Genomic DNA, 21,387 nt, shown 5'->3' with positions numbered 1-21,387 from the left:
TTCACAAAACGTTGCCGTATAACAAATACAAATAAGGCTGTAAATTATAATTTACAGCCTTATTTATTTTTTAGATATTAATTTTATTTTACTTCATTATTTGTACAAGTAACACTAGCGGTACCACACATTATTCCCCGTATTGACGAAATAGGGATTATCAATCCCCCTTTTATATTGTCAAGATTATTAAGTTTTGATACTTCAATTTTGTGTAAAGGTAATTTTTTCACTGATTTATTTTTCATGTTTTTTAGTTTTTGTCTTTTTAATAATATATGCAATTGTTAGTATGAAGGTTTGCAATTAGCAACTTTAGAATGTTCTAATTCAATTCCTACTTATAATAATCTATGAGGAGTTGTTTTTCGAAGCAATTTATCATGCTTCGAACGTTATTATTATTTTACTATAACATTATCGCAAATAGCGAAACCGGTCCCAGGTTGACTCGCTGTTCCCTGACAATCATCTCCCAGTAAACTTTGACAGCCATCAGAGTCAAGAGGCCCCCCTCCTTTGATAGAAGTCAGATTATTAAGCTTAGAAATTTCTACTTTTTGTAATACCAGTTTTTTTGTTTGCCCTTTTTTCATTGTGTGTTTTTGACGATTAGTAATAATTTTAGAATGAACACAAATGTATAGAAAAACAGGGTGTTACCTATAAGTATTTGCTGTTTGAAACTCGAAATTCCCGAATTTCGAGTAACATATATTAATGCGTATTATTCATCAAAGCTATAGTTTCTAAGAATTTTCTTTGCCTAACTCTTTTATGAAATATGAAGGTTTAATTTTTACCTGTTTGTAAAAAGCATTAGAAAATGTTTCGGCAGTACTATAACCAAATTCATTGGCAATAGCCTTTATTGTGAATTTTCGGAGTTTAATATTTTCTTGCAATTCTTTAACCGCAAAATTTATCCTTAGTTCATTAAGATAACTTGTGAACGTTTTATCTTTATAATAATTGATAACTCTGGATAGGTATTTTACATTGGTTTCCATGCTATCTGCCAAGGATTGAGAACTTATTCCCGTTTCAAGATATTTGTGCTCTTTTTCAAATTCATTTAGTTTATCCAAAATGTAAGTAACATGTTTTTCAGGTACTTTTAGATCTTTATTTTTTATCGCAGGTTTATCTTCTTTGGCACTAATTTTATCTTCCGTAGAATTAAGATCCTTAATTAATGCTTCAAATCTGGATCTGTATTTTAGCTTTTTTTGATATTGATAAAACAAAAGACCACCAGACATTATCAATAACCCTCCAAGCGTTATAAGGCCCAACTCATAAGTATTGTTGTCATCATTTAACTTTTTAATTAGGGCTTCTTTTTCTTCTAGTAGGAGAGGAATGTCATAGTCTTCTTTAATTTTCTTACTAATAAATATTTGATCATTTAAGTAATTACTTAAAACGGAATTAAGCTTGTCTAAATATTTATTCTGATTTTCTAAATCTCCCGTTTCTTTATAATGATCTTTTAAGTACTCGTAAGTTTTTACATGCTTATATTGCGGTATAGATTTTAATGTTTCAAGAATTGAATCGGTTTTTTGGAAATAGAAAACAGCCTTTTTTTGATCACCACGCGCGTAATGTGATTTCCCCAAATAAAAATAACTATCTATGATGTTTGACTTATCATTGATTTCCAATATTTTTGGTAAAGCTCTATGGATACTATCAATAGTTGCGACATAGTTTTGTTGTTCAAATTGGTTAACTCCTTCGCATAGAGTGAAATACGTTTTTAATTGCGACTGTGTTATATCAGAACTTTGTGATGCTGTTTTATATCCTAAACTATTATAATATGATGTAGAATCATACTTCTTTAAACCAATATAAGTATCTGCCAAAGCATGCAATGTATAGAGATATCTTGAGGTATAGTTATATTCCTTTTTATTACGATAAAATTCTTCACATTTTTTGAAAATACGTATTGCTTTTTCTTTTTCTCCAAGATGCTCACTTCTAACAATACCAAAATAATACTCAATACGGTACAACAGTTTTGTATTGTTGTTTTTCTTTGCTAGTACCAATGCATGATTAAGATTTGATAATGTTTTTTTTATGTTTCTTCTTTCAAATAGAAAGAATTGTGCTTTTCGAAAATATGCTCTAGCAGGAAAATCATCGTTTTGTATACTCTTTGTAATGTAAATTATACTATCAGTATAATGAAGTTTTGACTTTGTATCGGTTACATTATATAAATGATAGTATGCTTCGGCTATCTTAATTGTATCATGATTTGCTTTTGCTTTTCTTAAATATGCAGAGATAGCTTTTTTTGCTTTTGGTTGATTACTTTCTTCATATTGTAAAAATGTAGATAAAAGTTCGGAGTAATCTTTTTGTAGTAAAGAGTTTTCTACGTTCTGTGCATAAATGAATGAATGAAAAAGAAATGTAATTAGGTAAAGTTTATATATGGATGCTTGATGCATGATTTATATTTTCAAGGGGTATAATGTAATCTACGACTTTTAATCTACAACTTTGCTGATTAATAACAAAAGTAATATTATTTTTATGCGCATTTTGTTGCAATATAATAAACAGATTATAAGTTATGAAAATTGATCTTAGAAGTGATACCGTTACTAAACCTACCCCCGAAATGCTTGAAGCTATAATGAATGCCGAGGTAGGTGATGACGTATATAAAGAGGATCCAACGGTAAACGCGTTAGAAGAAAAGGTTGCTACTATGTTTGGAAAAGATGCAGCATTGTTTTTTCCATCTGGGAGTATGGCAAATCAAGCAGCCATTAAACTTCATACCCAACCAGGAGAACAGCTAATAGCAGATCAATATGCTCACGTATATAACTATGAAGGTGGAGGAGTTTCGTTTAATAGCGGTGTTTCCTGTAAATTGATAAATGGACATCGAGGTATGATTACTGCATCACAAGTTGAAAGTTCAATTAATCCTCCCGACTTCTATCATAGTCCACTTACTTCTTTAGTATGCATAGAGAACACCACCAATAAAGGAGGAGGAGCGTGTTATAATTTTGAAGAAATTAAGAAGATTAAGGAGGTGTGTGTAACACATAATTTAGGGTATCATTTAGATGGTGCTAGATTATGGAATGCGTTAGTGGCAAAAGAGGAGACTGCACTGGAATATGGAAAAATGTTTGACACTATATCTGTATGTTTAAGCAAAGGACTAGGGACTCCTATGGGGTCTGTATTATTAGGTGACGCCAAGATTATGGAAAATGCAATACGTGTTAGAAAGGTATTAGGAGGCGGAATGAGACAAATTGGGTATATGGCGGCAGCCGGAATTTATGCACTAGATCATCATATAAACAGATTGACCGAAGATCATAGGAGAGCCACAGAAATAGGAGAGATGCTACAAACCCTTCCTTTTGTAACAAAAGTGGAACCTATAGATACTAACATAGTAATTTTTAATATCGATGGAGATGAAACCCATTTTATTTCAGAAATGGAAAAGCAAGGAGTCTATTTTTATAGTATGGGACAAGGAAAGTTAAGATTTGTTACGCATTTAGACTATACAGCAGAGAAACACTCTTGTTTTTTAGAGTTACTTTCAAAATATGCACTAAAAAAAGCTGTTCAATAAATTTGAACAGCTTTGGTAATTTATTATATAAAAAAACACTTAAAAAATTATACTTCCTTGGTATCAGCCGCAGGAGCATTTTCTTTTACAGAATTTATTCCGTTTTCCATACCTGATTCAGAAGAATACATTTGACTACTTCCTATTACTTGACCGTTACCGGCTTTTAGATTAAAAAAGAATCTACCATCTTTGGCAGTCTTTCGTTCATATCTTCCATCTTCTGAAGCATTCTTTTTAACCGAAGAAATTCCGTTTTCTGCAGCAGCTTTACTATTGTAGACTTCGCTAGAAAGTATTACTTGTCCATTTTTTGCCTTTAAAGTAAAATGATAGCTAGACCCTTCCTTATTTTTGAGTTCAAACATGTGTTCTATTTTTTTAATTAATTTTTTAGCTTCTGCTAAAATTATATAATAAAAAGGAAAAAGAAAAATGTAAAATGTAAGAACATTAGTTTAAATAAACATTTTGTCGAAAAAAAATACAGCTTATCGAATATGTTAGAGTTTAATCATTTCTATATCAAAAGAAATACCTAAAGCGATGTTAATTTTATCATAAGTTTTAATAAGTAACAATAATAAATCATCAACTATGAAAAAAATCGTTTTAGGGGTATTTTTAATATTTTTAACGCTAAAGGTAAGTGCACAGCAAGACTTACCTCAAAACCCAGAGCCTGGTAAATGTTATGTACGTTGTACTACTCCAGATGTTTATGAAAATCAAACAGTAAGGGTTCAAATTACTCCAGAGTATAAGAAACTTAAAACTTACCCTGCAACTTATGAAACGGTAACAGAACGTGTGGTTGTTAAGGAAGCTTCAAAAAAGCTAAGGGTGGTTCCTGCTAAATATGAAACTAGAACGGTAACGTTTGTGAAAAAGCAAGGAGCTTCAACGCTAAAAGTGATTCCTGCAAAATTGGGTAATGGTTCAGAAACTGTAGAAATTAAACCTGCGTATGCACAGTGGGAATTAGGATCTCCTGCACCAGATTGTGCTTCTAGTAACCCAGATGATTGTCGATACTGGTGTTATAAAGGCTATCCTGCAGAATACACAACTATACCAACCAAAACGTTGGCTAGCGACGCAACAACTTCTAGTAACTCAATATCTGAGCAAAGTGGAACGTATACAAAAAGGGTATTAGTAGAGCCGGCAAGAGTAATCGAAGAAGAAATACCTGCAGAGTATGGAACTATTACAAAAACTGTTTTGGTAAAAGATGCTTATAGTGAAGAGGTCGTGGTTCCTGCTACTTTTGAAGAAGTTATCAAAGAAGTTTTAACACAAAAAGGAGGATTAACCACTTGGAAAGAAGTAGAATGTTCATTAGTAGAATATTCGGCCTTGCCTATAAACTGGAATTTAGGAAGTGCTACACTTACTACCCAAGCCAAGAATTTAATTGATACTAGATTAATGCCTGTACTTGCAAATAATCCAGGAGCCAAAATGGAAATTGCTTCACATACGGATGCTAGAGGATCTAAAACCAGTAATAAAGCTTTATCAGATAGAAGAGCACAATCTGTGGTTAACTATTTAATTTCAAAAGGAGTGAACGCTAGTCGATTAGTTGCTAGTGGGTATGGAGAAACCAGATTGAAAAATAGATGTGCTGATGGAGTTACTTGTACAGAAAGACAACATGCTGCAAATAGAAGAACAGAGTTTAGGTTGATTCAATAAAACCTTTGGAATACATTAACACTACTACGAAAAGTGTCGGATTCGATTTGAATTCGGCACTTTTTATTTGGTGTTTTTTTTCAAAAAGCTAAAATAGTAACTAGGATCCCGCATAGAGCTGTATCCAGAAATTTTATCTAAGACTTTTCCTTTTTTATTGATTGCCACGATTAAAGGAAATGTTTTTCCTTTATTATAAGACTCTAGTAGTTTATAATTTTCTACTTTTTGTTTATCAGAGAGTAAATCTTTGTTTCTAGGAATATCAACATATAGGAAGACATGCGATTTTTTATACTGCTCGAATTTATAATTCTTGAAGAGATCTTCTTGTAACATCATACATGGTCTGCACCAATCGCTTCCTGTAAAGTAGATCATAATGTTTTTATCTTCATTTTCGGCAATTTCCTGAGCCTGATCCATATCATACACCCAGAATGTACCTTTATCTTGGGCAAATATCCCAAGCGTTAAAAAACATACTAAAAAAAAGAGAAATCTAAATTTCATATAGCATTATTTATTAGATCATAGCTCAATAACTATTCCATAAAATTCCCAAGTCCCGGAATATTAGGCATTCCTTCTTTTGCTACTGCGGCTAATTCTGCTTCATTTACTTGTGTAGCTTTGGCTATAGCTTTATTTAGATTAAGAATTAGGTAGTCTTCTAGTTGCTCTTTGTCCTCCAGCAATTCATCTGCAATTGAAATACTTTTAATTTCTCTATTTGCGGTAAGTGTAACTGTAAGGAGTTCATCAGAACTACTTTCATCTATTAAAACCGTATCAAGTCTTTTTTTTGTGTCCTCAATTTTTTGCTGAGTTTCTTTGAGCTTACCCATCATGCCCATCATATCTCCAAACATATCTTAATTTTTTTAAAAATTTAAACAAAATTAGTACTTTGGCAGACAATAAACCAAGAGATATTGACAAATTAAGAGTTCTTAGTTTTTTTACTGTCTTTATGTGTTTATAATTCATTAACATCAATCAATTAACAAAAAAAAGAAATAGATGAAAACTCTTCGCATTTTGTGCTTAGTTTCAATTACTTTTGCAACTTCATGTAAAAATAATACGACTACAGAATTGGAAACTAAAGTTCAGTACCCTATTGCAGATAAGAAACCTACAAATCTTGAAAAACATGGCGATGTTCGAGTAGATAATTATTTCTGGTTAAAAGAAAGAGAAAACCCAGAAGTTATAGATTACTTAGAAAGAGAGAATGATTATAATGATAAGATGACAGCTCATACCAAAGATTTTCAAAAAGATCTTTTTGAGGAAATGAAATCTAGAATCAAAGAAGACGACTCTTCAGTTCCTTATAAGCTTAATGGGTATTGGTATATTACTAAATTCGAAAAAGGAAAAGATTATCCTATATACTCAAGAAAAAAGGAAACGATGGAGGCCGAAGAGGAAATTCTTTTTGACTGTAATGTAGAAGCCGAAGGACATAGTTATTTTAGGTTAGCAGGGTTAAACATTAGTCCAGATAACAAACTTGCTGCATTTGGTGTAGATACGGTTAGTCGTCGTAAATATACGATACGTATTAAAAATCTTGAAACAGGAGAAATTTATCCAGAAACTATCGAAACAACTACAGGAGGGAGTACTTGGGCTGCAGATAGTAAAACTCTTTTTTATACCAAGAAAGATGATGAAACCTTAAGATCCCATAAAATTTATAGACATGTTTTAGGAACACCTGCTTCAGATGATGTAGAAGTTTATAGTGAAGATGATGATACGTTTTACACATTCGTCTATAAAACGAAATCAAAAAAATACTTAGTTATTGGTTCTGGTAGCACATTAACATCAGAATATAGAATTCTGAAAGCAGATGATCCAATGGGAGAATTTAAAGTTTTTCAGCCTAGAACTCGTGGTTTAGAATATAGTATTGCACACTACGAAGATCATTTTTATGTTCTTACGAATGCCGACGAAGCAAAGAATTTTAAATTAATGAAGGTTTCTGAGGAGAATACCTTAAAAGAAAACTGGGAAGAAGTAATTGGGCATAGAGATGACGTTCTTCTTGAAGATATTGAGATATTCAAGGATTATTATGTGATTAGTGAAAGAAACAATGGGCTTAATCTTATCAATGTGAAAAGATGGGATGGTACAGCCGATTATTATCTTCCTTTCGATAATGAAACCTATACAGCCTATACCAGTACAAACCCTGATTTTGATACCAAAACGCTAAGATATTCTTATAACTCTCTTACTACTCCCAATTCTGTAATAGATTTTGATATGGAAACTAAGGAAAAAGAGGTTAAAAAGGAAGTTGAAGTATTGGGAGGTAAGTTTGATAAAAATAATTATGTTTCTGAAAGAGTATGGGCAACTGCCAAAGATGGTACCAGAGTTCCTATATCTATGGTATACCGAAAAGGAATAAAAAAGGATGGTACCAATCCGGTGCTTCAATATGCATATGGTTCTTATGGTTCTACGATAGACCCATATTTTTCTACGGTACGATTAAGTTTGTTGGATCGTGGTTTTATATATGCAATTGCTCATATCAGAGGAGGAGAGTACTTAGGTCGTTCATGGTATGAAGATGGAAAATTGTTTAACAAGAAAAATACGTTTACAGATTTTATCGATTGCTCTAAGTTTTTAATAGAGCAGGGGTATACTTCAAAAGATCATCTTTATGCTATGGGAGGTTCTGCTGGTGGTTTACTTATGGGGGCTGTAGTTAATATGGCACCAGAATTATATAACGGAGTTGTAGCAGCAGTTCCTTTTGTAGATGTAGTTACCACGATGTTAGATGATAGCATACCGTTAACAACAGGAGAATATGATGAATGGGGAAACCCAAATGTTGAAAAGTACTATTTATACATGAAATCTTACTCTCCTTATGATAATGTAATTGCACAGGAGTATCCTAATATGTTGGTCACAACTGGATTACATGATTCACAAGTTCAGTATTGGGAACCTGCAAAGTGGGTTGCTAAATTAAGAGAGTTGAAAACCGATAACAACGTATTATTATTACATACAAATATGGAAGCGGGTCATGGTGGTGCTTCAGGAAGATTTGAAGCGCTGAAGGAAGTAGCAGAAGAGTATGCTTTTTTATTAGATTTAGAAGGGATAAAAGATTAATTCAAAAATTTAATGTACCTTCGTACCGTTTTTATAACAGTAATTAGATCCCCCTATTTTTATCTAATTACCTGTTTAAATGCAACTATATGAGAGAAAATATACAGGCTTACAATAATGTTTTAGAACTTATAGGTAACACTCCACTTGTAAAACTAAACAAAATTATGGAAGGCTATCCGGGAAACTACTATGCCAAAATAGAGTCTTTTAACCCGGGACATTCTACCAAAGACAGAATAGCATTATATATCATAGAACAGGCTGAAAAGAAAGGAATTATAAAGCCAGGAGATACTATCATAGAGACTACCAGTGGTAATACAGGGTTTAGCCTTGCCATGGTAAGTGTTATTAAAGGATATGATTGTATTTTGGCAGTAAGTTCAAAGTCTTCTAAAGACAAAATTGCAATGCTAAAAAACATGGGTGCAAAAGTATATGTTTGTCCTGCCCATGTAAGTGCAGATGATCCTAGATCATATTATCAAGTAGCGAAAAGGTTACATGAAGAAATAAAAGGATCTGTATATATCAACCAGTATTTTAATGAGCTCAACATTGATGCGCATTATAATTCTACAGGGCCTGAAATATGGAACCAGACTAATGGTAACCTTACCCATTTTGTTGCTTGTTGTGGAACAGGAGGGACCATTTCGGGTACTGCAAGATATCTTAAAGAACAAAACCAAGAAGTTAGGGTATTAGGAATTGATGCCTATGGTTCTGTTCTTAAAAAATACCATGAAACAAAAGAGTTTGATTCTAATGAGATTTATCCATACAGGATAGAAGGATTAGGAAAGAATTTAATTCCTACAGCTACAGATTTTGAAGCTATCGACAAATTCGAAAAAGTGAATGATGAAGACAGTGCTCATACAGCGCGAGAGCTAGCCAAAAAAGAAGGTATGTTTCTAGGGTATACTAGTGGTGCTGCAATACAGGGTATAAAGCAACTTGCAGAGCAAGGAGAATTCGATGAAAATAGTAATGTAATTGTAATTCTGCCTGACCATGGTTCAAGATACATGAGCAAGGTATTTAGTGACGATTGGATGATGGAGCAAGGATTTTTTGATAGTCAACATGAAGTTGATGCCACTAAAGTTCAGTTCGTAAAGTAACGAATCTTAACATAAATTTTAAGCATCTGAAGTGATATCGGGTGCTTTTTTTGTGTGTTTTCTATTTCTGGGTTTTTATAAATTTTATACTTAAAGCTCTAAATAAATAAAGAAAACATATAAATACTTAATAATCAACGGTTTTTTAACATAGTTAAATGTCAAATAGTTAAATTGTATGTTTATAAAAGTGAATTTGAATATAATTATGTCATCAAATCAATTTTCCGTATTTTCGCAAACTTATAAGACACAAATTTTTGATAGATGAGAGATTTATTTGATAAGATATATAAAGACAAGGGACCATTAGGGAAATGGGCAGATCAGGCAGAAGGATATTTTGTTTTCCCAAAACTTGAAGGTCCTATATCAAATAGAATGAAGTTTCAGGGAAGAGAGGTAATTACATGGAGTATTAATGATTACCTTGGATTGGCAAATAAAGAAGAAATTCGTAGAGTAGATGCCGAGGCAGCAGCAAAATATGGTTCTGCTTATCCTATGGGAGCAAGAATGATGAGTGGTCATACAGATCTTCATGAGCAGTTACAAAATGAGCTTGCAGAGTTTGTTAATAAAGAGGCTGCTTATTTATTAAACTTCGGATACCAGGGAATGGTGTCTACCGTAGATGCATTGGTAAACAAAGATGATATTATTGTTTATGATGTAGATGCTCACGCATGTATTATTGACGGGGTGAGACTACATCAAGGAAAAAGATATACATATAGGCATAATGATATTGAAAGCATTGAGAAAAACTTAATGCGTGCTACAAAAATGGCCGAAAAGACAGGAGGAGGAATCTTGCTAATCTCAGAGGGTGTTTTTGGTATGAGAGGAGAACAAGGAAAGCTCAAAGAAATTGTAGCGTTAAAAGAAAAATATAATTTCAGACTTTTTGTAGATGATGCCCACGGGTTTGGAACTTTAGGAGCTACCGGAGCTGGAACGGGAGAGGAGCAAGGCGTACAGGAAGAAATAGATGTATATTTTGCCACTTTTGCCAAATCTATGGCAAGTACAGGTGCTTTCATAGCTGCGGATCAGGAAATTATCGATTATCTGAAATATAATTTACGTTCTCAAATGTTTGCAAAATCATTACAAATGCAATTGGTAGAAGGAGCTTTGAAACGTTTAGACATGCTAAGAACCATGCCAGAGCTTAAGGCTAAGTTATGGGAGAATGTAAATGCATTACAGAATGGTCTTAGAGAAAGAGGTTTTGACTTAGGAACAACGCAAAGTTGCGTTACCCCAGTGTATCTTAAAGGGAGTATTCCTGAGGCAATGGCTCTGGTAAAAGATTTAAGAGAAAATCATGGTATTTTCTGTTCAATTGTTGTGTATCCGGTTATTCCAAAAGGATTAATATTACTAAGATTAATTCCTACAGCTTCACACACGATGGAGGATATAGAAGAAACATTAAACGCATTCTCTGCTATACGTGAACGACTAGAGAATGGTACTTATAAAAAGATATCTGCAGCCGTTGCTGCGGCGATGGGAGAATAATATTTTTCGTTTTTATCCCTTTTTTTAATATCGAACAAAAATAAACCCGCTGTAAGCGGGTTTTATTTTTAAGATTATGTTTAAATGTTTTTTCTGAAGGTTCTTCTTTTCTTGTGCAACTCATGGTCATAACCATTCCATAAAGCTTGTATGGCTTTGTTTTCCTCTAATTCTGGATTGGTTTCTACTACCTCAATACCGTTTCGTAAGAAAGCTTCATTCATTTCTTTGAAAATAAGAGCGGTAACGCCTTTGTTTTGATATTTAGGATCTACACCGATAAGGTAGAATGCAGCAGTGTCGTTTCTTCGTTGTGCTTTAAGGATATGAAGAAATCTTAGTGGATATACCTTTCCATTCATTTTCTTAAGAGCCTTAGAAAAAGAAGGCATAACTATAGAGAATGCGATTAACTTACCAGTATTATCAGCAATACAAGTAATATATTCTGGATTAAGATATGGAAGATACTTCTTCTTGTACATATCTATCTGGTATTGCTGTATAGGAACAAAAGTTTGCAAACTGCTGTATGTTTTATTCAGTAGTTCAAACATATCATCAGCATACTTCAATATCTCTTTACTCTTATTAAATTTTAATAGCGTAAGATCATACCGCCTTTTGATTACTTCAGCAAACTTAATCACCTTCTCTTTGGTCTGTTTAGGGACTTTTATCTTATATTCTACCCATGTCGCCGCAGGTTCGAAGCCTAATTCCTCCATATGCTTTGCATAATAAGGGTAATTGTACCAGGTGATCATGGTGTTTAATTCTTCAAATCCTTTGATTAAGATACCTGCCTTATCCATATTCGAAAACCCAACAGGGCCTTCCATATATTCTAGAGAATGCTGTGCTCCGTATTCTGCTACCTTATCAAGCAGGGCTTTAGTAACTTCTACATCATCAATTACATCAAACCAACCAAACCGAACCTTTGGTTTCTTTTGTTCGTTTACTTCAATCCAATTAATAATAGCTGCAATTCGACCAACGATTTGATGACCCCTGTAGGCTAAGAAATATTTTGCGTCTGAATTTCTAAAAACAGGGTTTTTCTTTGGATTCATTACATCCAACTCCTCTTTGATTATGGAGGGAACGTAATAGGGGGAATTTTTATATAATTCAAAAGGAAACTTAACAAACGTGGTTAAATCTCCTTTTGAAGTAATTTCTTTAATGGTAATCATAAATCATATGTCATCTCGAATTCGTAGGCAAATATATGACCCTTTTTTAAAATTTTGAGTGTAAAAAGAGCATTTTGCCACTATACCGAAAGAGAAGTTTTGCTCAAATTCTAAATGCAACGAATAACTAGGGGATGAGCATGCAGTATACTCTATTTTCTATATTATTCTTTAACCGTTGTCAGAATCGCTATTATCCTCTTCGTTCTTTTTGCGTTTCTTTTCTTCTTTTTGACGCTTTTTCTCTTCTTTTTCGCGTCTCTTTTCTTCTTTCTTTCTTCTTTTTTCTTCTTCTTTACGCGCTTTTTCCTTCTCTTGCTGATACTTTTCATATTCAGCATCTACATCAACTTCTTCTTCTTTTTTCTCTTTCTCTTTAGCTTTTTCTTCTTTATCGTCTTTCTTCTGATCTTTTTTCTCCTCTTGCTCGAGTTCTTTTTCCATCTTTTCTAGCTCCTGGAGTTGTTTTTCAATATCATCCAATTCATCATCGACACCTTGATCCTGCTCCATTTTGTCCAATTCGGCATCGATATCCTCTATCATTTTTTGTTTCTCCTTTTCTGCTTTGATAGCTTCTTTTTCGGCTTCTCGAGCAGCTTTAGCCTCACGTTTTAATCTACGAGCTTCTTCTTTTTTGAATTTTTTATCTTCTTTTTTCTGTATTTTTTCATTTTCAATACGTTCACGTTCTAAACGTTCTTCGGTACGTCTTTCATCTAAATCTCTTTCTAACTCCTCTCTAAAACTGTCATCCTCGAAGTCATTGATAAACGGAGTTTTCTCTAACTTTAAACTATCATTCTCTACACCTTCAATTTCAGAATCTTCTTCTGAGTCATCTTCTCGGTTATCGTCTGAATCTCCTTCTTTTCCTTCTTTTCCTTCTTCGTCTTCTTCTCCTTCTTTTACTCCTCCTTCTAAACCTGGCTGCTCGATAATTTCATCCTTAGTATGCCAATCGAAGCGATAGGAAGCTCCAAAACTGAGCGTAAATATAGACGGTGTATCTTTAAAGTTAAATGCAATGTTGGCGTCAAACTGTACGTCTTGATTATATAAATAAGCACCTCCAAGCCTCATAATATTATCACTGTAGAAATCGCTCTTTTGGACCTGATACTCTGCAAAACCTGCCCATTTATTATTAACCGTATGAGTTGCTGTTAGAATCAATCCAAAAGCAGGATTTTCGGTAGTGATTTTATCGATAATTAAATTGGTCACAAAAGCCCAATCACCTCCATAGCTTGTGGACCAATTATTTTGTGTAGCAACTACAAAAATTGGACTTATCGAAGGATCCTCTGGAAAGGTAAACGGATTGTCTTTAGCAACAAAATTAACTCCCGCATAACCAGAAACAGCAGGGATAAGACTCTTCCATTTAAAGCGGTAACGTTCTTTCCAGCTTTTTAGGCTGTCGTAATTGGCAGGAACAGTATCTTTTTTCTTTAATTTTGGTTTATAAGGGTCATAAATTAAATATTTTGCCCCAATAGTATTAATTTCAAAATTACTTCTATTTATTTTTTGTTCGTTGGCACCAACGGTTTGTGTAACCCCATCGGCTCTATATCTACCATTTAATCGAATCTCAAGTTGCTCGATTAAAAGCCCATACCGAACACTATAATCGAAGTTAAAAACATTGGTTTTGGTGTCCAATATTTTATGTTTTTCTTTACCAAAACCTAAACCACCCTCTAGTTGTAAGACATTGTTACCCACAGAGAAAGCTCCTTGTGAAGTACCAGGTCTATTAGAGTTAATCTTCTCGGTATATTGTGAAGATGCCGCTAGTGTACACAATAAAAAGGTTACCAGCAAAAGAATAGATTTAGGGCTCATATTCAATAGATTTGGTTCAAATATAGCAGATTTTATCATTTTTTTAGGATTGTGGGCACCTATTTGTATAGAGAGTTCCCTATTTTTGAAAAAAAACGATATGCAAGAAGCTTCGTGGGATGGGGTATTAAAGGTTATCCTCATTATTTTGCTTATATATTATGGACTAAAAGTATTAACGCGTTTATTTGGTCCTCTATTGCTTAGATATGTAACAAAGAAAGCCGGAGAAAAATTCGAGCAACAATTTAACAGATATCAACAGTCATATCAATCTACAGAAGGAGATGTAACTATAGAAAAAAAGCCAAAGCAAAAATCTTCGAATAAAGATGTGGGAGAATATATCGATTATGAGGAAATTGATTAATTTGGCGCTTCATTTAGTAAACGTGCACAAATCATGTCTTTAATAAAAAGATTCTTACCCCATATACTGGTCATTCTTGGCTTTATTGTTATTTCACTACTTTATTTTAATCCTGTTTTAAGTGGAAAGATCATCTATCAGAGTGATATAAAGTTGTATGAAAGTGTAGCCAGACAACATATAGATTATCGCAAAAATACTGGTGAAGAAACATATTGGAACAATTCGGCTTTTGGCGGAATGCCTACCTATCAATTAGGAGCAAGGTTTCCTCATGATTACATGGATAAGCTGGATAGAGCCATTCGATTTTTACCTAGACCAGCAGATTACCTCTTTTTATACCTCTTGAGCTTTTATATTCTAATGCTAGTAATGCGTATTCCTTGGAAATTGGCAATATTAGGAGCATTGGCTTTCGGTTTTTCAACATACTTAATCATAATCATAGGAGTAGGACATAACTCCAAAGCACATGCCATCGCGTATTTCCCACTGGTAATTGCAGGAATTTTAATGGTATTTCAGAAACGATATTTCTGGGGATCTGTTCTTACTGCCCTGGCTATGGGATTGGAGATTCAGGCCAATCACTATCAAATGACATATTATTTGGGGCTCTTGGTTGGAGTACTTGGAATAGCATACTTGATAGATGCTTTTAAGAAAAAAGAGATACCTCATTTCTTCAAATCAGTAGGTTTTTTATGTATTGCTGTTTTATTGGGGCTAGCAACCAATGCAACCACTTTACTGTCTACTTCAGAATATGTAGAAACAAGTATCAGAGGGAAAAATTTCCTGGCAGATGAAACAACAAGATCTTCAGAAAAGAATGGTCTTGATTATGAGTATATAACCGAGTATAGTTATGGTAAATTAGAATCTCTAAATCTATTTGTTCCTAAACTTATGGGGTTAGGTAGAGCTTCTGATCTTGGCGAAGATTCTGCGTTTTATCAAAAATTATTGACATTAGGTCAATCTCCACAGCAGGCCAATTATTATGCTAGTGGAACACCGTTATATTGGGGTGCACAACCTTATGTAGAGGCACCACCTTACCTTGGAGTTACAGTTGTATTTTTGGCATTCTTAGGGCTTCTTTTGGTAAATGGTAGATTGCGATGGTGGTTAATAGGAGGGATGTTGTTGTCTCTAATGTTGAGCTGGGGAAAGAACTTTGAGTTTTTAACTCGGTTTTTTATCGACTATGTTCCCTTCTACAATAAATTTAGAGCCGTTTCAAGTATACAAGTGATTCTCGAACTATTAGTGCCAATGGCAGCGGTATTTGGAATTCATCGTTTGTTGAATGATAAAATTCCTTTCGAAGAGAAACGTAAAAAGTTCTTAATCGCTTTAGGAGTTTTTGGAGGTTTATGCTTAATCTTTTTGCTGTTTGGAGGTAGCCTGTTTAGTTTTAAATCTCCATCTGAAGTACAATTGGCTATTGAACAGCCTATGATTTTTGACGCCATTAAAGATGATCGAATTTCAATAATGAAAAGTGATAGTTTTCGATCGTTAGGTCTCATTATCTTGGTAGCAGCGGCATTGTGGTTTATGCTTCATAAAAAGCTTTCAGAAAATATTACTTTAATCATTGTAGGCGTATTGATCGTTTTTGATCTTGTAAGTGTTGATAGACGTAGCGTAGATGAAGAAAGTTTTATTTCTAAAAGAGAGTACAAGTCGTTTTTTCAACCTACAGGAGCCGATAAGGAGATCATGAAAGATGATTCGTATTATCGGGTATTGGACCAGGCTAGAGGATTCAATAACTCACACGTAAATACTTTTTTTAATGCTATAAATGGGTATACAGCCGTTCGTCCTAGAAAAATGGAAGATGTATATTTTGGACATATAGCCAAAGGTAATATTGAAGTAGCGAATATGTTGAATGTAAAATATATCATCCAACAAGATAAAGAAGGAAGACTAGAGGCAAAACAAAATCCGTCTGCCAACGGAGCAGCGTGGTATGTGAAAGAAGTGAAATATGTAGACGATCATAAATCTGAATTTGAAGCTTTAAAAACGCTAAATACTAAGGAAACTGCAGTAGTACGAAAAGAATTTGAAGCCGAAATAGGGGAATTTAACACAGATACAGATAGTATATCTACTATAGCTATTTCTAAAACAACACCAAATCACTTGGCTTATAATGCTTATGCTGCCAAACCAAGTTTTGTGGTTTTTTCTGAAACATACTACAAAAAGGGTTGGAAAGCATTTATTGATGGTCAAGAACAAAACATATATCCTGTAGATTATATGCTACGGGGACTAAAAGTGCCTGAAGGGAAACATAACATCGAATTCAAATTTGAACCTGAGGTGGTAAAAACAGGAAGTGCAATCACACTTGCCAGTTCTATGATCTTTGTGTTGTTGGTGTTAGGCGGATTGTTTTATAATTACAAGAAAACAGGTAGTTTATTATCTTTGACCAACGAAGATAAGTAACCGTATTTTGAAAGTTCTCATCATTACATATTATTGGCCGCCTGCTGGAGGACCTGGTGTACAGCGTTGGCTTAAATTTGTAAAGTACTTTAAGGACTTTGGTATTGATCCTGTAGTATATGTTCCTGAAAATCCTACATATCCTATAGAAGATGCAACACTTGCGTCAGATATTCCTGAAGATGTAGTTATACTCAAACATCGTATTTTTGAACCTTATAAATTTGCTCAACTTTTTTCTAAAAAAGAGAGTAAAACAATAAGTAAAGGAATAATCGCTAAACAGGAAAAACAATCACTTATACAGAAGCTTATGCTGTATATTAGAGGGAATTTCTTTATTCCTGATGCACGTAAGTATTGGGTAAAACCTTCTATTACTTATTTAAAAAAATACTTAAGTTCAAACGAAATCGATGTTGTAATCACTACTGGGCCACCTCATAGTGTTCATTTAATAGGGCTAGGATTAAAACAACAACTAAACATTACATGGATAGGCGATTTTAGAGATCCATGGACTACTATTGGGTATCACGATAAGCTCAAACTGACGCAAAAATCTATGCTAAAACATAAAAGGTTAGAAAAAGAGGTGCTACAAAGTGCAGATCAAATTGTAGTAACAAGTTTTCAAACCAAAAAAGAGTTTAATGATATTACCGAAACTCCAATTTCTGTAATTACCAATGGTTATGATGAGGAGCAGGTAGTAGATGAGAGTCTAGATACAGATTTTACCATTTCTCATATAGGCTCCTTACTGTCAGGCAGAAACCCGAAGTTATTTTGGAAAGCACTTTATGATCTTACACTAGAAAATGAGGAATTCGCCAAGTGTTTTAAACTACAACTTATTGGTGCAGTTAGTGATGATGTTTTGGAAACGATAAAAGAGGTTGGACTGTCTGACTTCGTACAGTTGTATGGGTATGTTTCTCATGAAGAAGCTATAAAGCTCCAGAGGAAGTCTCAAATACTCCTGCTTATTGAAATTGATGTGCCAGAGACTCGTTGCATAATTCCTGGAAAATTGTTTGAATATATGACCTCTAAGCGTCCTTTGTTAGCTATTGGTCCCAAAGGAGCAGATATCGCCAAATTAATTGAAGAGACTGATGCCGGTTATTTTTACGAATACCACGAATATGATGCCATAAAAACTCAGTTAGTATCTTTTTTTGAGCAATACCAGAATGGTCAATTGATTTCCAAAGTGCGAGGAATCGAAAAATATAGCAGGAGGGAGCTAACTAAAAATATGGCAGAACTTATAAAAGCTCTTAGATAAGTGTAAAACTTTAAACTTGAAGTTAATATAAACAATGGGATTAGTTGTAAGTCAATCTATACGAAATGTAATCATCACCATTTTAGGATTTGGAATGGGAGCCGTGAATACACTTTTCCTGTTTACCAATTTCATGAGCGAAGAGTATTATGGCTTGGTGTCGTATTTGCTTTCTGCTTCAAATTTAATTTGGCCTTTAATGGCTTTTGGAGTTCATAATACATTGGTGAAGTTTTTTTCTTCTTATACCGATAAACAACAGCAAGATAGATTTTTAAGTTTAATGTTGGTGTTACCTTTCGGAATAGCTCTGGTATTGGGTAGTTTAGGTATTTTGTTTTACGCTGCAATACAAGATTATTTTAGTAAAGGAAACCCAATTGTACAACCTTATATCTGGACCATTTTTGTGTTGGCATATGCGCTATCTTATTTTGAAGTCTTTTTTGCATGGTCCAAAGTAAAGTTAAAGAGTGTTTTTGGAAACATGATGAAGGAGCTATTCATTCGCGCATGTACAATGATTTTATTAGTTCTCGTTTATCTTGAAATTATTACTGTAGAGCAATTTATATTTAGTTTGGTTGGAGCCTATCTACTAAGAACCTTACTTATGAAAGTATATGCTTTTCAATTACATAAAATTAAATTTAGTTTGTCGCTTCCAGGTAATTATTGGAATGTTTTAAAATATTCTGGTTTAATACTAATAGCAGGGTCTGTAGCATCATTGCTCATCGATTTAGATAAGACGATGATCGAAAGGTACTTGCCTATTGAAAATGTAGCGAAATATGGAATTTGTGCCTATATCGCAAGCGTAATTATTATTCCTTCTAGGGCTATGCATCAGATTACGTATCCTTTAACCGCCAAGTTGATTAATGAAAAGGCCAAAGAGCAATTGGCTATTTTATACAAGAAGAGTTCGGTTACTCTTTTGATAGGTAGTGGATTACTGTTTGTATTAATTGTTTGCAATGTGCATCAGCTTTTTGAAACTATTCCCGATAAATATGAATTGTACATATGGGTAGTGATATTAATAGGAATTGTAAAATTGTTTGATAACCTATTAGGAAATAATAATGCCATTCTTTATAACTCAGATTATTATAGATTGGTATTGTACATAGGAGTAGGGATGGCTATTTTATCTTTTGTGCTGAATTTGATCTGTATACCCATATATGGGGTTACAGGAGCTGCAATAGCTACATTTTCTGCTGTTTTCTGTTATAATGTGGCCAAGGTGTGGGTGGTGCAAGCAAAGTTTAACATGCATCCTTTTTCTAATAAAACGTTGATTGTTTTTGCCTTGATTTTCGCTTCGGTGTTAACCTTTTATTTTTGGGATTTCAACTTTCATCCAATAGTAAATATTGCTGTAAAAAGTGTGTTAATCACTTTAATATATAGTGGGGTAGTGGTTGCCCTTAAAGTATCGCCAGATATTAATGAATTAATAAAGAAAATCCCTCGAGGTGCATAGCATTCAACTCAAAGGGATTTTCTAACTAACCAACCAAAAAAATAAAATTCGTATATATTGTTTTAGCTTCTACTTCTGGCAGTACGTGATCTGCTATTTGTATTTCCAGAAGATCTGCTATAGTTGTTACTTCTTTTTTTACTTACGTTACCTCTAGAGGTTGTCGATCTACTATTATATCGACTGTTATTAGAACGTTTTGTTACATTGCCAGATGTTTTTCTTGAAAATTCTCTTGGCTTTTGTGCTACAGTTCTACCAGATCTTTCGTACTTAGGCTTGCTACTATATGATCTACCGGTAATTGCTTTTCTGGTTCTATCTGTAGACTGTACCCTGTTTCTAGCAGGAGTACTATTTCCTGATCTTGCTCTTGATGCATTTTGAGTACTTCTTGTTACAGTTCTTGATCTTGTAACATTCTTTGATCCGTTATCATAGGATCTGCTTCTTGTAACACTTCTGTTTGCATTATCATAAGATCTACTTCTGGTAACACTTCTATTCGCATTATCGTAAGATCTGCTTCTAGTCACACTTCTATTTCCATTATCATAAGATCTGCTTCTAGTTGTATTTGCAGTACCATAGTTGTTTGATCTTGATCTACTTCTATTAAAGGTACTATAGTTACGATCATTTCTTTTATACATAGCTGTTCTGCTATCTCTTGATCTATAAGCTACGTTTCTTGCATTAGATACTCTGTATCCTCTGTTGTAACTTCTAATTCTACTGTTAGGTCTGTAATAGTTACGACTTCTATAAGGTCTAGCATAGTAACCATTGTAATAGTTTGTTCTGAAAACTGTGTAAGAACATCTATATGGGTTATAAAACCTTCTATATGGTCTGTCCCAAACGATACATCTGTTTACAACAGGAACTGAGAAGTATGAATGAAACGGTCTGTATACGTAATATCTATTAAAACTGTTAATGAATCCTGTACAGTTTAAGAAGTTACCGTAACTATTATAGTGAACATACAATCCTCCAACTCTAGCTACGCGACCCCAACGGTTATAATTAATAAAAACATCTCCAGCCTGTACAATTCTTCCGTAGTGATCATAAAATATAGGTGTATCTTCTATCTGTACCACCGCACCATAATCATCATACTGTACAAAAGCGTCATAATCATAACCAGAATTAAAACTTATATTTACTCCAGGTGCATTCACTCCAACGCTTACTCCGTTTCTTCTACCATTAAGGTAAAAGTCAAACTGACCATCTGCATATACAGAGAATGCAATTCCTCCTTCATTAAAGATGAAAGATTTTCCGTAGTTGTAATAACGAGCAGAAGATTCTGTATTCGTTTCGAATGCATTAGCACTTACTGTTGCTAATAAAAGTCCTGTAAAAAGTAAAACAAATTTTTTCATAATGTTTGATTTTAGACGAGTATCAAGATTTGTGTTTTGATGCTCACTTTTATATTATCAAGCAGCGTGCCAAAAAATATTAGGATGTTATGAAAATAATTTTCTTTACAGGGTATTAATGGAAAACCAGTCGTATTCATCTCAAATACGACTGGTTTTTATACTTAAAT

The 21,387-nt window shown here is 33.7% G+C and carries 18 protein-coding genes; 9 read left to right on the top strand and 9 right to left on the bottom strand.

What is annotated here, in order from left to right; genetic code table 11:
- Positions 1-83: 83 nt before the first annotated feature.
- The 3 genes from M0D21_RS22580 to M0D21_RS22570 form a co-directional block, all read right to left on the bottom strand.
- Positions 84-248, bottom strand: a complete 165-nt coding sequence (locus tag M0D21_RS22580; protein ID WP_248333993.1) for a hypothetical protein — start codon at positions 246-248, stop codon at positions 84-86.
- A gap of 153 nt (positions 249-401) precedes the next feature.
- Entirely contained in the window at positions 402-596 is a 195-nt protein-coding gene (locus M0D21_RS22575) for a hypothetical protein (protein ID WP_248333991.1), read from the bottom strand.
- 153 nt (positions 597-749) lie between these two features.
- Entirely contained in the window at positions 750-2,468 is a 1,719-nt protein-coding gene (locus tag M0D21_RS22570; RefSeq protein ID WP_248333989.1) for a helix-turn-helix domain-containing protein, read from the bottom strand.
- A gap of 125 nt (positions 2,469-2,593) precedes the next feature.
- On the opposite strand from M0D21_RS22570, the gene M0D21_RS22565 reads away from it, so the two are divergent.
- A complete protein-coding gene (locus M0D21_RS22565) occupies positions 2,594-3,628 on the top strand; it encodes a threonine aldolase family protein (RefSeq protein ID WP_248333986.1) in 1,035 nt (344 codons plus the stop codon).
- A 47-nt stretch (positions 3,629-3,675) separates the two neighbouring features.
- Here M0D21_RS22565 and M0D21_RS22560 read toward each other — a convergent pair whose 3' ends face one another.
- Positions 3,676-3,996 (bottom strand): YegP family protein, encoded by a 321-nt coding sequence (locus M0D21_RS22560; RefSeq protein WP_248333918.1) that lies wholly within the window; start codon positions 3,994-3,996, stop codon positions 3,676-3,678.
- A gap of 229 nt (positions 3,997-4,225) precedes the next feature.
- On the opposite strand from M0D21_RS22560, the gene M0D21_RS22555 reads away from it, so the two are divergent.
- Positions 4,226-5,329, top strand: a complete 1,104-nt coding sequence (locus M0D21_RS22555; RefSeq protein WP_248333914.1) for an OmpA family protein — start codon at positions 4,226-4,228, stop codon at positions 5,327-5,329.
- A 63-nt stretch (positions 5,330-5,392) separates the two neighbouring features.
- On the opposite strand, the gene M0D21_RS22550 is transcribed toward M0D21_RS22555, so the two are convergent.
- A complete protein-coding gene (locus M0D21_RS22550) occupies positions 5,393-5,842 on the bottom strand; it encodes a thioredoxin family protein (protein WP_248333912.1) in 450 nt (149 codons plus the stop codon).
- A gap of 32 nt (positions 5,843-5,874) precedes the next feature.
- Complete coding sequence (locus M0D21_RS22545) at positions 5,875-6,201, bottom strand: YbaB/EbfC family nucleoid-associated protein (protein WP_248333910.1); 327 nt, start codon at positions 6,199-6,201, stop codon at positions 5,875-5,877.
- Positions 6,202-6,352: 151 nt separating this feature from the next.
- Between M0D21_RS22545 and M0D21_RS22540 the strand changes: the two genes are divergently transcribed.
- The 3 genes from M0D21_RS22540 (at position 6,353) to M0D21_RS22530 (ending at position 11,145) form a co-directional block, all read left to right on the top strand.
- Positions 6,353-8,488, top strand: coding sequence for a S9 family peptidase (locus tag M0D21_RS22540; RefSeq protein ID WP_248333907.1), 2,136 nt, complete (start codon positions 6,353-6,355; stop codon positions 8,486-8,488).
- Between the two features lie 89 nt (positions 8,489-8,577).
- Positions 8,578-9,618, top strand: a complete 1,041-nt coding sequence (locus M0D21_RS22535) for a PLP-dependent cysteine synthase family protein (RefSeq protein WP_248333904.1) — start codon at positions 8,578-8,580, stop codon at positions 9,616-9,618.
- Positions 9,619-9,885: 267 nt separating this feature from the next.
- A complete protein-coding gene (locus M0D21_RS22530; RefSeq protein WP_248333901.1) occupies positions 9,886-11,145 on the top strand; it encodes an aminotransferase class I/II-fold pyridoxal phosphate-dependent enzyme in 1,260 nt (419 codons plus the stop codon).
- Between the two features lie 80 nt (positions 11,146-11,225).
- On the opposite strand, the gene M0D21_RS22525 is transcribed toward M0D21_RS22530, so the two are convergent.
- Together M0D21_RS22525 and M0D21_RS22520 are read right to left on the bottom strand one after the other, a co-directional pair.
- Positions 11,226-12,344 carry a GNAT family N-acetyltransferase gene (locus tag M0D21_RS22525; RefSeq protein WP_248333885.1) on the bottom strand — a complete coding sequence of 373 codons (1,119 nt, stop codon included), beginning with the start codon at positions 12,342-12,344 and terminating at the stop codon, positions 11,226-11,228.
- Between the two features lie 171 nt (positions 12,345-12,515).
- Positions 12,516-14,195: a transporter gene (locus tag M0D21_RS22520; protein WP_248333877.1), complete on the bottom strand. Its 1,680-nt coding sequence runs from the start codon at positions 14,193-14,195 to the stop codon at positions 12,516-12,518.
- Between the two features lie 100 nt (positions 14,196-14,295).
- On the opposite strand from M0D21_RS22520, the gene M0D21_RS22515 reads away from it, so the two are divergent.
- Genes M0D21_RS22515 through M0D21_RS22500 form a run of 4 tightly spaced genes read left to right on the top strand, consistent with a single transcriptional unit; the run spans position 14,296 to position 19,823 of the window.
- Complete coding sequence (locus M0D21_RS22515; protein WP_248333874.1) at positions 14,296-14,565, top strand: DUF4834 family protein; 270 nt, start codon at positions 14,296-14,298, stop codon at positions 14,563-14,565.
- Positions 14,566-14,598: 33 nt separating this feature from the next.
- Positions 14,599-17,040, top strand: coding sequence for a YfhO family protein (locus M0D21_RS22510; RefSeq protein WP_248333859.1), 2,442 nt, complete (start codon positions 14,599-14,601; stop codon positions 17,038-17,040).
- Between the two features lie 7 nt (positions 17,041-17,047).
- Positions 17,048-18,331 (top strand): glycosyltransferase family 4 protein, encoded by a 1,284-nt coding sequence (locus M0D21_RS22505; protein ID WP_262922160.1) that lies wholly within the window; start codon positions 17,048-17,050, stop codon positions 18,329-18,331.
- A 34-nt stretch (positions 18,332-18,365) separates the two neighbouring features.
- Positions 18,366-19,823, top strand: coding sequence for a lipopolysaccharide biosynthesis protein (locus M0D21_RS22500; RefSeq protein WP_248333848.1), 1,458 nt, complete (start codon positions 18,366-18,368; stop codon positions 19,821-19,823).
- A gap of 62 nt (positions 19,824-19,885) precedes the next feature.
- On the opposite strand, the gene M0D21_RS22495 is transcribed toward M0D21_RS22500, so the two are convergent.
- Positions 19,886-21,217 carry a hypothetical protein gene (locus M0D21_RS22495; RefSeq protein ID WP_248333846.1) on the bottom strand — a complete coding sequence of 444 codons (1,332 nt, stop codon included), beginning with the start codon at positions 21,215-21,217 and terminating at the stop codon, positions 19,886-19,888.
- Between the last annotated feature and the right edge of the window lie 170 nt (positions 21,218-21,387).

Origin of the sequence: Aquimarina acroporae (assembly GCF_023195925.1) — a bacterium.
GTDB classification, from domain to species: Bacteria; Bacteroidota; Bacteroidia; order Flavobacteriales; family Flavobacteriaceae; genus Aquimarina; species Aquimarina acroporae.
The sequence above is the reverse complement of the archived record's forward strand: the minus strand, read 5'-3'. Positions and strand labels throughout refer to the sequence as shown.

Coding starts and splice junctions, on each gene's coding strand:
- M0D21_RS22495 (WP_248333846.1), bottom strand. CDS start 21,217: ATGAAAAAATTTGTTTTACTTTTTACAGGACTTTTATTAGCAACAGTA.
- M0D21_RS22555 (WP_248333914.1), top strand. CDS start 4,226: ATGAAAAAAATCGTTTTAGGGGTATTTTTAATATTTTTAACGCTAAAG.
- M0D21_RS22510 (WP_248333859.1), top strand. CDS start 14,599: ATGTCTTTAATAAAAAGATTCTTACCCCATATACTGGTCATTCTTGGC.
- M0D21_RS22515 (WP_248333874.1), top strand. CDS start 14,296: ATGCAAGAAGCTTCGTGGGATGGGGTATTAAAGGTTATCCTCATTATT.
- M0D21_RS22535 (WP_248333904.1), top strand. CDS start 8,578: ATGAGAGAAAATATACAGGCTTACAATAATGTTTTAGAACTTATAGGT.
- M0D21_RS22565 (WP_248333986.1), top strand. CDS start 2,594: ATGAAAATTGATCTTAGAAGTGATACCGTTACTAAACCTACCCCCGAA.
- M0D21_RS22560 (WP_248333918.1), bottom strand. CDS start 3,996: ATGTTTGAACTCAAAAATAAGGAAGGGTCTAGCTATCATTTTACTTTA.
- M0D21_RS22530 (WP_248333901.1), top strand. CDS start 9,886: ATGAGAGATTTATTTGATAAGATATATAAAGACAAGGGACCATTAGGG.
- M0D21_RS22540 (WP_248333907.1), top strand. CDS start 6,353: ATGAAAACTCTTCGCATTTTGTGCTTAGTTTCAATTACTTTTGCAACT.
- M0D21_RS22580 (WP_248333993.1), bottom strand. CDS start 248: ATGAAAAATAAATCAGTGAAAAAATTACCTTTACACAAAATTGAAGTA.
- M0D21_RS22520 (WP_248333877.1), bottom strand. CDS start 14,195: ATGAGCCCTAAATCTATTCTTTTGCTGGTAACCTTTTTATTGTGTACA.
- M0D21_RS22500 (WP_248333848.1), top strand. CDS start 18,366: ATGGGATTAGTTGTAAGTCAATCTATACGAAATGTAATCATCACCATT.
- M0D21_RS22525 (WP_248333885.1), bottom strand. CDS start 12,344: ATGATTACCATTAAAGAAATTACTTCAAAAGGAGATTTAACCACGTTT.
- M0D21_RS22550 (WP_248333912.1), bottom strand. CDS start 5,842: ATGAAATTTAGATTTCTCTTTTTTTTAGTATGTTTTTTAACGCTTGGG.
- M0D21_RS22545 (WP_248333910.1), bottom strand. CDS start 6,201: ATGTTTGGAGATATGATGGGCATGATGGGTAAGCTCAAAGAAACTCAG.
- M0D21_RS22570 (WP_248333989.1), bottom strand. CDS start 2,468: ATGCATCAAGCATCCATATATAAACTTTACCTAATTACATTTCTTTTT.
- M0D21_RS22575 (WP_248333991.1), bottom strand. CDS start 596: ATGAAAAAAGGGCAAACAAAAAAACTGGTATTACAAAAAGTAGAAATT.